Genomic DNA, 13,681 nt, shown 5'->3' on the forward strand with positions numbered 1-13,681 from the left:
GCCCAATGAGCATCATCAGCAATGCATTGTCAGGCAGCATCGCCGCCCAGGCCGCACTGAATGCGGCCAGCCAGAACATCGCCAACCTGCAAACGGCGGGCTACACCCGTCAAGGCGTGCTGTTGTCTTCGCTTGGCGCCACCGCCGGCGTACGCTCGGCCGGCAATGGCGTGGAAGTGTCCGCCCTGCTGCGCTTTGCCGATGCTTATAAAAGCCAGCAAATGTGGCGTGCCGCGTCCGACCAGGGCGCCCGTTCGCAGACCCAGCCTTACCTGACGCAGCTCGAGCGCGTGATGGGCGACGATGCCTCCAGCATCAGCAACGGCATCGACGGCTTCTTCGCTGCGCTCAATGCCTCGGCCGTCGACCCGACCTCGACACCGCTGCGCCAGCAGATCATCACCTCGGCCGACGCCATGTCGCAGCGCTTCAACAGCATCAGCACCGTGATGGGCAACCAGCTGCTGTCGCTGCAGCAACAACGCGCAGCGATCGTGCCGCAAGCCAATACCACCCTGGCCAATATCGCCGCACTGAACCAGCGCATCAGCACCTCCGCGGCCTCGGGCACGAACGTGTCATCGCTGATGGATGCGCGCGACCAGCTGATCGATGGCCTGGCCGCGCAAATGGGCATCGACGTCCTCGACCAGCCGGACGGCTCGCGCAATATCTCGCTGAAATCGGGCCAGCCGCTGGTCATCGGCAGCCTGGCCGGCACCTTGACCAGCAACATGACGAACACGGGCGAGCAAACCCTGAGCCTTGATTTCGCCAAGTCCTCGTACACCCTCGATCTGGTCGCCATCGGCGGCCAGATGGGCGGCCTGGGCGAATTCGAGAGAAATACCCTGAAACCGCTGCAACAGTCGCTGCAAGACATGGCCACCCAGTTGACCAGCAAGGTCAACGCGCAGCTGGCACTGGGCACGACCATGGCCCCGCCTCCTGGCAATAACGGCACTCCCCTGCTGGCCTACGCGAATGGCAAGCTGAGCATTACTCCCGGCTTCAACGCCAAGGACCTGGCCCTGTCGCTGACGGGCGCGGCCGGCGACAGCGGCAACTTGCAGAAATTGATCGATATCAAGAATCAATCGATCAATGTGAGCTGGGTGGGTTCCGTCCTGATGAGCGATGCGGATACGCAGCTGGTCGGCAAGCTGGCTATCTACAGCCAGCAGAACCAGGCCCTGCTGAAGACGTCCAACACGGTGCGCGCGCAAGCCATCGACGACTGGAAGTCCACCAGCGGCGTGAACAAGGACGAGGAAGCGATGAACCTGGTCGAATTCCAGAATATGTACCAGGCAAACATGAAAGTCATTTCCGTGGCGAATACCTTGTTTGATGCCACTTTGCAAATGATGGGTTAAGGAGAAGAGCATGCGTGTCGCCAGCAGCCAGTACCAATCGCTGATTAATATTTCTCTTCAGCAAAATCAGGAACGCATCAATTACCTGACCCAGCAAATGTCCTCGGGCTTGCGCATCCAGCTGCCATCGGACGATCCGATCGGCAACGTGCGCATTTCGCGCCTGACGCGCGAGCAAGCCATGGTCGCGCAATACCAGGACAATATCGCCACGGTGAAAGTGCGCCTGCTGAAAAATGAAAACTACCTGTCGAGCATGGTCACCGACATGGGCCAGGTGCGCGACCTGCTGGTGTGGGCCGCCGACGGCAGCAATGCGCCGGACGACCTGAATGCGATGACGCAATCGCTGATCGCCATGCGCGACAGCGTGCTGTACACGGCCAACCTGAAGGACCAGGAAGGCCGCTACATGTTTTCCGGCACGGATACCGACAAGCCGGCCATCGCTTTCAATCCCGCCGCGGCCCCCGGCTTGCGCTACACTTACAACGGCAACACCGCCACGCAAACCGTGGTGGTGGGCAATGGCGTGACGCAGGCGGCCAACGTCGACGTGGACAAGCTGCAAGTATGGCTGAACAAGATCGACCAGGCTATCACCACGCTGGGCGTGCCTGGCGTCAGCCCGAACGATCCAGCAGTGCGCAGCGTGGTGGGCGCGGCGCTCGATGGCACCGATGATGGCATGGATTTACTTTCCGGCAAGATCGCCATCTTTGGCGGCGCGCAAAACATCCTCACCACGCTCTCCGGCAACCTGGCCAATGTATCGCTGTCGAACAACATGGCCTTGTCCGATCTGAAAAAGACCGACATGGGCGCGGCCGCCATTGAACTGACCGGCTACCAGACGGCCCTGCAGGCAACCTATAAAGCCTACGCCAAGGTTGGCACCATTTCCCTGTTTGATCTTCTCTGACCATCATGCAAATCGTTCAGACCTCCTCCTCTTCCGGCGTCAATGCCAAAGGCGCCGGCACCGCGCGCGTCGTCGATGACGCGTCCGCCGCGGTCAAAGGCAGCGCCAGCGCGCGCAGCGAGGCGCCTGCAGCGAGGGGTTCAACGGCGAACCTGCAGCGTGGCCTGAGCAACTGGGATCACCAGTTGCAGGGGGAAATTTCTAACGCGCAACAAACCCTCGACTATCTGGAACGCAGCAGCAGCCAGTTGCAGGCGCTGAAAAGCGAACTGGCGGCCAAGCTGGCCGCGCGCCAGGGCCGCGAAGGACAAGTCGAGGCCAGGGTACGCCAGTTCAGCAATACCTGGCGCCAGCGCGCCAGCGCCTCGGGCGGCTCGCTCGACGCACAGCTCAGCTATACCAGCCCGCAGGCGGCGCAGCAGAACTTCAGCATCCGCGGCCTGACCATGGCCAGCCTGCAGGAAGGCCCGCAGGAAGTGCTGGCCTTTTCCGTCGGCGGCGCGAACCAGGCCTTGCGTTCGGTGAATATCGAACCTGGCCTGAGCCAGAATGAAATCGTCTCGCGCTTCGACCGCGCACTGATGCCGTCCGGCATCGGCGTCAAGCTGGGCGAAAATGGCGAACTGGTGTTCAGCACATCGGAAGCGGCCTGGACCAACGTGCGCGACAGCCTGTCCGTGCGCGGCAGCGGCATCCGCTACCCGACCGGCCAGATGAGCCGCGTGCGCACGGATGCGGAACCGGCCGCCATCGCCCCGGAAGAATGGCATACCGGCGACACGGAAGCCCTGCGCGCCACCTTGCAGCAAGTGGTGCAGGCGCTGGCGCGGTTGCAGGCGGCGCGCAGCTCCGTCAGCCTGGCCATGGCGCAAGCGACGGGACGAGTGGCCCGCGCGCAACCGGTACAAGTGCACGTCAGCATGGATACCCTGGCGGAAAACTTCACGGAAAAGGCCAGCCAGCCCGGCTATGAGTCGCTGCTGGCGATCAGCTCGGCGCTGGTCGGCATCAGCCGCGAGCGAGTCGTCGCGCTGCTGGGCCTGGATTAAAAACGCCGGCCCGCGGCCAGCATTGCGCTCAGCTGCTCGACAGGCACCGCGCCTGAAAACACATAACCCTGCGCATAATCGCAACCGGCGGCCCGCAGCAAGTCACGCTGCGTGGCCGTTTCCACGCCTTCCGCCACCACTGTCAGGCCCAGCTGCTGCGCCAGACTGATGATGGCCACGCATACGGCCAGCGCAGCGTCTCCCGGCCCCAGATCCCGCACCAGCGAGCAGTCGAGCTTGAGCACTTCGAGATCGCCCCGTTTCAGGCAGGCCAGCGAGATGTTGCCTGCGCCAAAGTCGTCAAGCGCCAGCGCCAGGCCCATGGCGCGCAACTGGCGCAGGCGATCCGTCACCTGGCGCGCCTCGTCGAGCAGCACGGCTTCCGTTGTTTCGATGACGATGGCGCCCGGCGCCAGGCCCGCGCGCGCCAGGGCGTTGCCCCAATCCTGGTACAGCGCGGCGTCGCAGCGAAATTCCACGGCCGACTTGTTGATACATATCTGGATCATGGCGCCATGCTCATCCTGCCACTGGCGCGCCTGGCGCACGACCTGACGAAACACCCATTCGCCGATATCGATGATCAGGCCATTGGCCTCGGCAAAGCCAATGAAATCGGCGGGTAGCAGCAAGCCGCGCAGCGGATGGCGCCAGCGCAACAGCGCCTCGGCCCGCTCGATGGTGCCATCGCACAGGCGGATGATGGGCTGGTAATGCACTTCGAACTGGTCCTGCGCCAGCGCCAGGCGCATCTCGCGCACCGTGGCGCGGCGCAAGTCGGCCGCCTGCTGCAAGGCCGGCGTGAAATAGCTGTAGCCGTTGCGCCCCGCGCTCTTGGCCGCATACATGGCCTGGTCGGCATGCCGCAGCAAGCTGTCCGGCGCCTCCGCGTCGGCCGGATACAGCGCCACGCCCACGCTGGCCGACACTTGCGCCGTATCGCCGTCGAGCACGAACGGCAGGGCCAGCGCCGTCGTCAAGTCCTGCAGCACGCGCTCGATGCCGCCCAACTGCCCCACGCTGGCCAGGATGACGGTGAACTCGTCGCCGCCCAGGCGCGCCACCGTATCGGTGGCGCGCACGCGCTCGCTGATGCGCAGCGCCGCCTGGCGCAGCAGCATGTCGCCCTTCTCGTGGCCGAGGCGGTCATTCACCTGCTTGAAATGGTCGAGGTCGATGAACAGCAGGGCCAGGCAAGCGCCCTCCCGTTTGGCGTGCCGCGCCTCATGTTGCAAGCGGTCGAGGAACATGTGGCGGTTCGGCAATCCCGTCAAGGGATCGAAATTGGCTTGCCGCCAGATGCGCTCGGACGCCGCGCGCTGCGCCGTGATGTCGCTGACCAGCGCCAGCGCGCCCAAATAGGTGCCGCAGGAGTCGAAGATGGGATTGGTGGCCAGGGTGGCCCACAAGGTGCTGCCGTCACGCCGCTGGAACTTGAATTCGTGGCGCTCGACGATGCCATCCTGGCGCCGCGCAATATTGCGCTCCAGGATGGTGCGCCCCTCGTCATCCATGAAGGCGGCCAGCGGCTGGCCCAGCATATCCTCGATCCGGCAACCGAGCATCTGCGCCATCTTCGGATTGACAAAGCTGGTCAGCGCCTGCGCATCGATTTCCCAGATGCCCTCCTCGGCGCTGTGCACGATGCGCCGGAAGCGCTCTTCGCTGCGTTCTAGCGCGGCCAGCTTGCCCTCGGCCTGCTCCAGCACCAAGCGTAGCGCCTGGCCGTTCGGATCGGCGCTGCCCAGCAGGCTGACGGGCAAGCCCGCCTCGCGCGCGCCCGGGCGCAACCGTACCTGCAGCTGGATGCGCTCGGGCTCGCTGCTATTGAGCACGCGCTGCACGAACTGCTCGAAATCGTGGCGGAACGCCTCATGCACATAGGATCGGAACAGCACGTGGCCAAGGCGCTCGCGTACCAGGCCGAACAATTCGGCCGCCACCAGGTTGACCTGCACGATCGCGCCATCGATGCCCAGCACGAAATAGGCGACGGGCGCCAGCAGGTATAAATCGTTGAAATAGGCTTGCTCGCGTTCGGCCTTCACCCGTTCCGGGCTGAAGACGCCATCGTCAAGCAAAGACATGGCCGGCCACGGCACGGGGTCGTGGCCATGCAGGGAGGAATCAGGAGCTGAGACCGCATGCGGCGTATTGTCCATGGCTATCCTTTGCACCACCGCCCAGGCAATCAGGCGGACGCTGTCCCGAGACTAGCATGCGCAACGCGCAGTGTCGAGCGATGCATGCCGGCATGACACTTCCGGCACGCGGCGGCCGTCAGGACGGCTAGGCGCGCGGCGAAGCCGGGCGCGAGCGGCCATGCTTGAGCGCGTGCATGCCTGTCCGCAAGGCAAGCAGGCAAGCATCGCCGAATAACGACGCGCCGCCGTTGAGGCGCCGCCGCAATACCCGTAGCGCCATCCGGTAGCGGCCGGAGCGATACAACTGCTTGATCAGCCCGCGCGCGACTGGCGCATGCAGCGTGGCATCGTCGCACTTGCGCAGGTAGTCGGTCAGTTCCGTGTCGTCCAGCACTTCGCCAAAATTGAAAAAACCATGGAAACCGAACGTGGGACCGGCCGGCATAATGCCTTCGAAGGCAAAGCTGGAGGCCAGGCCCGCATCGGCGAAACGCACGCCAAACTCCTGGCGCAGCCGGTCGCCATGCAGTTCGCAGATTGCATAATCCTCTGGATGGGGTTGCGTGATGGCCAGCTGCGGCAAGACGTCATACAGGCGCCGCGAACGCAGCGAAAAGCCGCCATTGCCGACGACCACCGGGCGATGCGACCACGGTGAACCGATATAGTCGCAGTCCAGGAAAGCGTCCTGCCATTGGCGTGCATCGACGATGAAACTGTCCCACTGCATGACGAGCACATGCGTGCCGCTGAAATGGGCACCCAGCTCATGCACCATGAATGCCGAATACGCTTCCACGCTCTCGATGGGGGCGATCAGTACCTGGCGTATATGCGGGGGCAAATCATGCAGGCGGGAAGTGAACAGCAGGCATTCCTTGAAATCGGCGCCGGCCAGGCAGCGCTCGATGGCAAAGCTGGCCAGCTCGGGATAACGCGTTTCCACGCACACCAGGCTGATGTTGCGAAGGTCCAGTTTGTCATTATGCATTACAGGCTTTTCATCGGAGTGCAGGTGGAAGGCGTGCCAGGCGCGGGCATGGCATATTTTGCAACGCCCGCATGATACAGCGCAAACGGGAGCGGGACAAGGGGCATGGCCGCCCGGCCCCATCGGCGTGCGGACGGCTCAACGGCCCATGCGGCGCCGGCGCAAACCGAAATCATGGCCCACCACCAGCAAGGTGCTGGCCACCAGGCTTGATAAGCCCACGATCAGCTGGATCAATTTGTCGTCAGGCAAGATCCACAGCGACGAGTCCGGCGTCTCGCAGCCCGTGGCCGCGCTGATCAGGGGAGAGACCCAGGCCGCGTCCGGCGTCACGTCGAGCACGACGGCGCCGTCGGCGCTCGTCTGCATATAGATATCGCCCCCTTCGGCCAGGGTGAAGCAGATGCCCACGCCCGTTTCCGTGGCGCGGATATTGTCCTGCATGCTGCGGTTATGTTCTTCGATCCACACTTCCACGTCGTACGGCGTTTCCAGGTGCTCCCACGGACGGGGGCGGAAACGGGGACGTTCGTCCGCACTGGCCGGCGTGTCGGGAATGTCGGGAACGTCGGGGATGTTGCTGTCTGCTGCGCCTTGCATGCTGGTTGACCTTTTCTGCGGTGATGCGGCGGGACCGGTTGCCTGCCAGTCGCCATTATCCACCGTTCATGGCAAGCATGGTATTCCCATGGCGAATTCATCAGAAAAACTGACAGCTATCGACTTTAAAGATCAACATACCTGACTTAAAATACGCGCCATCTCTTCTTTACAGGCTTTACATGCAAGGCATCAAACGCAAAATCGTCTACGTCACCGCCTTTGAAATCATCGGCATGGCCATTTCCACGGCTTGGCTGACCCTGCTTTCAGGCGAGTCGCCCACCAGCACGGGGCCGCTGGCCATCATGATCACCACCATCGCCGTGATCTGGAACCTGCTCTACAACACGGCCTTCGAATACTGGGAAATCCGGCAAGTGTCGCGCACGCGCACCGTCTGGCGCCGCATCCTGCACGCGATCGGCTTCCAGATCACCTTGGTCATCTATCTGATCCCGCTGATCGCCTGGTGGCTCGACATCAGCCTGTGGCAAGCCTTCGTGCTGGACTTCGCGCTGATGCTGATCATCCCGTGCTACAGCTTCATTTTTAACTATTTCTTCGATGGTTTATTCGGCGTGCCCCTGTCGGCGCAGCAGCCGAAGGAAGAGGCGCCCGACGTTCAGGCAGCTTCGCTGAGCAACTGAAGAAAGGACCGCGCCGCCATGCCCAGCGGCCGGTCCTTCATCCACACCAGGTGGATGGGCACGACCAGGCCATTGCCCGTATTCTTGAACGCCACGCAGCGCACCCGCCCCGCCGCCAGAGAATGCTGGATGGCCGAGGCGGCAAAGTTGCCCCATCCCAAGCCCGCTTCCACCATGGCCAGCGCCATCGGCAAGCTGTCCGTGCGCCAATAGGACAGCCCTACCACGGGGCGCGCATCGGCCAGGTCGAGTTCGCGGCTGGCAACGATGATCTGACGCAGATTCACCAATTCCTCGATATACAAGGGCTGGCCCGCCGCGCTGGGCGGATGCTGGGTCGAGATAATCGCCAGCAAGGCATCGCTGCCCACAAGCTGGAACTGTTCCTCGTGATTGATGCGCCCGCCAGCAAACGCCATGCAGGCGCTGATGCGGCCACGGTGCAGCATGTCGAGCACATCGTCCTGCGGCGCCGTCAGCACTTCGATGTCGAGCAGCGGATGGCGCTGCGACAGCGCGCGCACGGCGGGCAGGAAGGGCGTATGGTCGAGCTCGGCCGCGATGCCCAGCGAAATGCGGCTTTCCAGTCCCTGCGACAATTCCTGCACGTGCAGGTGCAACTGTTTCAACTGTTCGGCGATCAGGCGCGCATGCGGTATCAGGGCCATCGCGGCCGGCGTGGGCACGGCTTCGCGCGCGCCGCGGTCGAACAGGGTGATGCCCAGTTCCGCCTCGATATTGGCCATCGCCATGCTGACGGCCGACGGCGCCCGCCGCAAGGCGCGCGCGGCGGCCGAGAACGAGCCGCCGTCGACGACGGCCAGGAACAGTTCGATGTTATGGCTGGAGAGTTTCATGAGGAGTGTGGAAACTGCGGTGGAAACTGCGGTGGAAACTGCGGTGGAAAGTGCGGCACTTTCGGACGCGCGGGCGGTCAAACGGGGAACGACAGCAACACCCGGGAGCACACATGCGCCATCGATTGACTTACCGCCGCAGCGGCTACGTTTCCGACTTTACCCGCTTTATCGACGGCTATCTGCAGACGCACCCGGAAGTGCTGGAAAACCAGCGGCGCGGCTGGCGCATCTGGTGGGAGCGGCCCGCCAACCTGCATGAACTGGAACTGATCCACGCCGACAGCGTGCCGGAACCGCCGTATCACTATGACTGATCAAACAAACGCCTGGCAAAACCGTCGCGAGCGGCAGTGATTTGTGGCCGAGGTCAGGTGTTTAGCCTTTCCAGACGCGCTGCAATCCCGTATCGGCATGGATCCAGCCGCCACGCGGGCCGTTGCGGTAATAGAAGCCCACGCCGCCCTGCTTGAAGCTGCGCACGAGCGAACCGAGCACTTCCGCATTGAGGTTCGCCACGCGGATGTCGGCGGCGCGGCCGGAGATGTGCAGCGACTGGCGCGCGGCCGGCACGCCCGCTTCGCGCAGGCGGCTGTTCGACTCGGCCGTGCGGTAGCCCGACAAAATCTCCAGCGGCTGCTCGATGCCGTAGCGGGCCACGAACGCTTGCGTGCCCCACAGGGTTTCCAGCAGTTTCGGGTCGATGGGCGCCGTCTTCTTGCCGTTAACGTCGCGCAGCAAGTGGCACAGTTCCTGGTAGGCCGAATCGATGACTTCGCCATCTTTCCAGTACAGCAGCTTGGCTTTTTCATTGCTGGCCGGGCGCACCACTTCCAGGGTGCGGGGCTTGAGCCAGAATTCCAGGTCCAGCGCTTGCGCATCAAAAATGTCGGGTGGCGGTTCCATCTCGGTGATGACCGAGCGCGATTGCGAGGTGACCGAGCGGTCGATGCTGGCCAATTGCGTCGGCTGCGGCGGCACGGCCGTACGCGGCGCGCGCGGCTTGGCGCTGGCCGAAGCCGAGGCGGGAGCGGCCGTGCGCGAGGCGCAGCCGATGAGCGGGGTGGCAACCAGGCCCAGCGCGGCCAGGCCCATACCGTGGTGTAGAAAATTTCTGCGCGATGCCATAGTCAGTCCAATATAACGATGGGAATACTATAGCGTATTGTGCCGCGAAGAAAAACCCTCAATGCCTATCGTGTCACCCTCATTTCAAGGCATTTTGCGTCAGGCGGCAGCTGCGACGGCGACGCCGGCGCCTTTCGCCTGCGCCAGCGCCGTCAATGGCTTGTCGAGCAGATAACCCTGGGCGACGATGGGCAAGCCCGTGATGGCGGCGATGCGCTGCAGCGCAGCCAGCGCGGCCGGCGTGTCGAGGCGTTTGAAAATGACGCGGATTTTCGCCGCATGGCACACGGTGACGAAGCTGGCAACGGCCTGCTCGTCGCTGAGGTTGCCCGCGTCAAGCTTGAACGCATGCGGGTGCAGGCGCTCCAGCATGCCCGTGGCCTCCTGCACGCTGGCCACGTTGATGGCCAGGCGGAAACCGTTGCGCCGGTAATTGTCGGCCACGTAGTTAAGCAGCCACCCCTGGTTAGTCGTGACCGTCGGCAATTGCAGCACGATGCGCTCGATGGGCAAGCCCAGCGCGTCGAGGATGCGCTGGAAGGCGTGGCCGTGATTACTGCTGACGGCGCTCAGCAGGCGGTCATGCACGTTCAGGTACAGGTCGGCTTCCTCCGCTTCGCTCTGGCGGAAGAAATTGATCGCGTGCAGCATGCGGCACAGCCGGTCCAGCTCCACGGATTCATCGTCGCTGGCCGCGTGATCGAGCAAACGCCACAGCGACAAACCCTCGTCCGCCTTCGACACGCTGCGCGCCAGCCCTTCGAACGCCACCAGCTTGCCGCTGTCCAGTTCGCGCAGTGGCTGGAAAGCGCTGGTCATGGTGCAATTGAAAAAGCGCCCCAGCGCCCTGCCCTCCCCGTCGAGCCAGACGCTGGTGCCGGCCTGGGTTTGGTGCGACAGGCGGGCCAGGTAATTTTTCAGGACGGGAAATGGCATACATGCTCCTTCATCGGGCTGCGCCAGCTGCCTTCACGGGGAAGACGGCGCCAAAGTGTGCAGAGTAAGGCAGCGCCAGGCAAAGGAGAACGAATGGTTTCGCCATTTGATATGCGCCCAGCACATAAGAAATGCGACGGCCAGCGCATAACGATAGACGGAAACATTCCTTCCAGCCACCTGCCCCGGCCTTTACTGTGTTCTTGTACCGATACCATCAGGAAGGGCCGCCATGTGCCAGTTACTCGCAATGAACAGCAGCAAGCCCGCGGCGCTGGGATTTTCCTTTGCCGGCTTTGCCGAACGGGGCGGACGCACGGACGAGCACCGCGACGGCTGGGGCATCGCCTATCATTCCAGTAGCGGCTGCACCCTGCTGACGGATCACCTGGCTGCCATCGATTCGCCGCTGGCGGCCGCGGTGCAGCGGCATCCCGTGAAGGCGAAAAACATCGTCGCGCACATCCGCAAGGCCACCCAAGGCCGCATCGCCCCGGAAAACACTCACCCGTTCGCCCGCGAACTGTGGGGCAAGACCTGGTCGTTCGCCCACAATGGCGACTTGAAAACGTGGCGCGCGCCCGCCAATGCGCACTACCGCGCCAGCGGCGACACGGACAGCGAACAGGCGTTTTGCCACCTGCTGGCCACCTTGCGCACGCAGTTTCCCCTCGGTGAACCTGCGCGCGCCGCCTTGCGCGCCGCCATCGCCGAGGTCGCCACGGAAATCGCTGCGCACGGCACCTTCAATTTCATCCTGTCGGACGGCGAGCTGCTGTTTGCCCACTGTTCCACGCATTTGCACTACGTGATACGCGAATACCCGTTTTCCGTGGCGCAACTGATCGACTGCGAGCGCAGCATCGACTTTCGCCAGCACAACCACCTGGACGACCGCATCGCCGTCATCGCCACGCATCCGCTGACGCAAAACGAGGATTGGCTGGCGTTCGCACCCGGAGAACTGAAACTGTTTGCCGGCGGCACTTTGATGCCGGCAAACCATGCCGCGCCGCAAGGCATGCAACCAGGCGTGTATATCCAGATCAGTTACTGAAGGGAATATTCAAATGGAGGAAAGGGCCCGCCGCCGGATGGGCGGGCTGAAGTGCAAAAAAGCCGTCAGGCCGAATTGCAGTTGCAAAAGCGTTTGCGCTTGGGGTCACCGCTGGCGATACCCGCGGGATCAATCTGTTTCCAGCAAAAAATCGTTTCCACGCCATATGGCGACCGCACATTGCCCGCCTCGACATACCCCTGCTTGACGAAAAAGGCCTGGCTGCTGGCCGTGCTGTGCAGTTGCAGGGCCTTGATGCCCCACTCGCGCGCCTGCGCCTCCAGTTGCTCGACCAACGCCTTGCCCGCGCCGCGGCCTTGCGCCTCGGGCAACAGGTAGCACAGGGCCAGCTTGCCGGCGCGCGTCAGCAAGCCGACGCCGACCACGGCGCCCGCCTCGACTGCGACCAGCGAAAAATTGGTGGGCGACGCGAACCAGCACGCCACCATCTGCGGTGTTTTATTGCCCAGCCAAGCTTCCAGGATGGCCGGATCGTCCCGATGATCGAGGCTGCAGCATTCGACGATGGAGCGTCGTAATACGTTGCACGCCTCGAAAGCGTCGGTCGATGTTGCAATACGAATTTCAAGACTCATGTACGCTCACAAAATATTCCAGTTGCCGATGCAGACGGTTCTACCCCTGTATCGTGCGATTCGACTATACACCAAGCGGCGCTTTCGGGTTTTTTGCCGCACGCCACGGGCCGGTTTTGCCTATGGCGCGCTGCCTGCAGACTAAGTGCTGATGCGCATCTTGCCCACGAATGTTTCCAGAAATCGATATCTGTTTTTTAGCGCAAACGGGAATCGAATCTAAGCATATTACGAAAAATTCGTTTCTTTTCCGGCCGGAATTTTAGACTATGTCTATCTATTCTCACAACAAGAGTTCAACATGACCCATTCCAACGCCGTATCGACTGCCGCAGCAGCGCTCACCCAACGCTCGCGCCGCTGGTTCCTGGCCAGCGCCCTGGCCGCTTCCGCTGCCGCCATGAGCTTGCCGATGGCCGCCAGCGCCGCCGAACCCGTGGTCTTGCTGAACGCGTCCTACGACGTGATGCGCGAACTGTTCAAGGATGTGAATCCGGCATTTATTGCTGATTGGAAAGCCAAAACGGGCGAAACGATTACCATCAAGCAATCGCACGGCGGTTCCAGCAAGCAGGCGCGCTCCGTCGCCGATGGCCTGGAAGCGTCCGTCGTGACGATGAACCAGGCCAATGACATCGACATCCTCGTCGACCGCGGCCTCGTGGTGGCCGACTGGGCCAAGAAATTCCCGAACAATGCGGCGCCGTTCTACTCGACCATGGTGTACCTGGTGCGCAAAGGCAACCCGAAACACATCAAGGATTGGGACGACCTGGCCAAGCCCGGCATCAAGGTCATCGTGCCAAACCCGAAAACCTCGGGCAACGGCCGCTACACCTACCTGGCGGCCTGGGGCTATGCCGTGAAAAAAGGCGGCAGCGAAGCGCAGGCGCGCGAGCTCGTCACCAAGCTGTTCAAGAACGTGCCCGTGCTCGATGGCGGCGGCCGCGGCGCCACCACCACCTTCACCCAGCGTGAAATCGGCGATGTACTGGTGACGTTTGAAAATGAAGTGCAACTGGTGCGCGCCGAGTTCGGCGACAACTTTGAAGTGGTATATCCAAGCATCTCGATCCTGGCCGAGTCGCCGGTGGCCGTCGTCGACAAGGTCGTGGACCGCCGGGGCGTCCGCAAGGAAGCCACGGCCTACCTGCAATACCTGTACTCGGAAGCAGGCCAGGAACTGGTCGCCAAGCACTATTTGCGCCCCCGTTCGGCAACAATAGCCAAGAAATACGCGGCCAGCTTCAAGCCGATCACCCTGTTTAGCATTGATGACGTCTTTGGCGGCTGGAAACAGGCGCAAAAGAAACACTTTGACGATGGCGGCGAGTTCGACAAGATTTATCAGAAGTAAATTCGCCGCATCAGCTCA

The 13,681-nt window shown here is 62.7% G+C and carries 14 protein-coding genes; 7 read left to right on the forward strand and 7 right to left on the reverse strand.

Translation table 11 applies throughout. The features are described 5' to 3' along the window. Positions 1-5 precede the first annotated feature (5 nt). The 3 genes from flgK to ACPJXG_RS16585 are packed head-to-tail and all read left to right on the forward strand — an operon-like array spanning position 6 to position 3,347. Positions 6-1,376 (forward strand): flagellar hook-associated protein FlgK, encoded by a 1,371-nt coding sequence (gene flgK / locus ACPJXG_RS16575; protein WP_099402312.1) that lies wholly within the window; start codon positions 6-8, stop codon positions 1,374-1,376. Positions 1,377-1,386: 10 nt separating this feature from the next. Then, positions 1,387-2,298: a flagellar hook-associated protein FlgL gene (gene flgL, locus ACPJXG_RS16580; protein WP_035817988.1), complete on the forward strand. Its 912-nt coding sequence runs from the start codon at positions 1,387-1,389 to the stop codon at positions 2,296-2,298. Positions 2,299-2,303: 5 nt separating this feature from the next. Beyond that, positions 2,304-3,347, forward strand: coding sequence for a hypothetical protein (locus tag ACPJXG_RS16585; protein ID WP_425251715.1), 1,044 nt, complete (start codon positions 2,304-2,306; stop codon positions 3,345-3,347). Here the strand turns inward: ACPJXG_RS16585 and ACPJXG_RS16590 are convergent. The 3 genes from ACPJXG_RS16590 to ACPJXG_RS16600 all read right to left on the reverse strand — a co-directional run bounded on the left by ACPJXG_RS16590 (position 3,344) and on the right by ACPJXG_RS16600 (position 7,082). Next, the gene (locus tag ACPJXG_RS16590) at positions 3,344-5,509 is read right to left on the reverse strand and encodes a putative bifunctional diguanylate cyclase/phosphodiesterase (RefSeq protein WP_425251716.1); all 2,166 of its coding nucleotides are present in this window, start codon (positions 5,507-5,509) and stop codon (positions 3,344-3,346) included. The genes ACPJXG_RS16585 and ACPJXG_RS16590 overlap by 4 nt on opposite strands. Positions 5,510-5,636: 127 nt before the next feature. Next, positions 5,637-6,482, reverse strand: a complete 846-nt coding sequence (locus tag ACPJXG_RS16595) for a DUF5672 family protein (RefSeq protein WP_051958382.1) — start codon at positions 6,480-6,482, stop codon at positions 5,637-5,639. 138 nt (positions 6,483-6,620) lie between these two features. Continuing rightward, complete coding sequence (locus ACPJXG_RS16600; protein ID WP_278318661.1) at positions 6,621-7,082, reverse strand: hypothetical protein; 462 nt, start codon at positions 7,080-7,082, stop codon at positions 6,621-6,623. Between the two features lie 182 nt (positions 7,083-7,264). On the opposite strand from ACPJXG_RS16600, the gene ACPJXG_RS16605 reads away from it, so the two are divergent. Further along, entirely contained in the window at positions 7,265-7,732 is a 468-nt protein-coding gene (locus ACPJXG_RS16605) for a PACE efflux transporter (RefSeq protein WP_100872624.1), read from the forward strand. Here ACPJXG_RS16605 and ACPJXG_RS16610 read toward each other — a convergent pair. Then, the gene (locus tag ACPJXG_RS16610) at positions 7,708-8,589 is read right to left on the reverse strand and encodes a LysR family transcriptional regulator (RefSeq protein WP_425251717.1); all 882 of its coding nucleotides are present in this window, start codon (positions 8,587-8,589) and stop codon (positions 7,708-7,710) included. The two genes, ACPJXG_RS16605 and ACPJXG_RS16610, sit on opposite strands and share 25 nt — an antisense overlap. Before the next feature lie 113 nt (positions 8,590-8,702). On the opposite strand from ACPJXG_RS16610, the gene ACPJXG_RS16615 reads away from it, so the two are divergent. Then, positions 8,703-8,906: a DUF3460 family protein gene (locus ACPJXG_RS16615; RefSeq protein ID WP_402721041.1), complete on the forward strand. Its 204-nt coding sequence runs from the start codon at positions 8,703-8,705 to the stop codon at positions 8,904-8,906. A 61-nt stretch (positions 8,907-8,967) separates the two neighbouring features. Here ACPJXG_RS16615 and ACPJXG_RS16620 read toward each other — a convergent pair whose 3' ends face one another. Both ACPJXG_RS16620 and ACPJXG_RS16625 read right to left on the reverse strand, forming a co-directional pair. Continuing rightward, entirely contained in the window at positions 8,968-9,717 is a 750-nt protein-coding gene (locus ACPJXG_RS16620) for a YcbK family protein (protein ID WP_374106421.1), read from the reverse strand. A 99-nt stretch (positions 9,718-9,816) separates the two neighbouring features. Next, positions 9,817-10,653, reverse strand: a complete 837-nt coding sequence (locus tag ACPJXG_RS16625; protein WP_425251718.1) for an EAL domain-containing protein — start codon at positions 10,651-10,653, stop codon at positions 9,817-9,819. Positions 10,654-10,885: 232 nt separating this feature from the next. On the opposite strand from ACPJXG_RS16625, the gene ACPJXG_RS16630 reads away from it, so the two are divergent. Then, complete coding sequence (locus tag ACPJXG_RS16630) at positions 10,886-11,710, forward strand: class II glutamine amidotransferase (protein ID WP_176388746.1); 825 nt, start codon at positions 10,886-10,888, stop codon at positions 11,708-11,710. Between the two features lie 65 nt (positions 11,711-11,775). Here the strand turns inward: ACPJXG_RS16630 and ACPJXG_RS16635 are convergent, their stop codons facing one another. Beyond that, positions 11,776-12,306 carry a GNAT family N-acetyltransferase gene (locus ACPJXG_RS16635; RefSeq protein WP_099402317.1) on the reverse strand — a complete coding sequence of 177 codons (531 nt, stop codon included), beginning with the start codon at positions 12,304-12,306 and terminating at the stop codon, positions 11,776-11,778. A 301-nt stretch (positions 12,307-12,607) separates the two neighbouring features. Between ACPJXG_RS16635 and ACPJXG_RS16640 the strand changes: the two genes are divergently transcribed. Continuing rightward, positions 12,608-13,663 carry a sulfate ABC transporter substrate-binding protein gene (locus tag ACPJXG_RS16640; RefSeq protein WP_425251719.1) on the forward strand — a complete coding sequence of 352 codons (1,056 nt, stop codon included), beginning with the start codon at positions 12,608-12,610 and terminating at the stop codon, positions 13,661-13,663. Positions 13,664-13,681 lie beyond the last annotated feature (18 nt).

It is taken from the genome of Janthinobacterium sp. NFX145, assembly GCF_049810325.1.
GTDB lineage: Bacteria > Pseudomonadota > Gammaproteobacteria > Burkholderiales > Burkholderiaceae_D > Janthinobacterium > Janthinobacterium rivuli.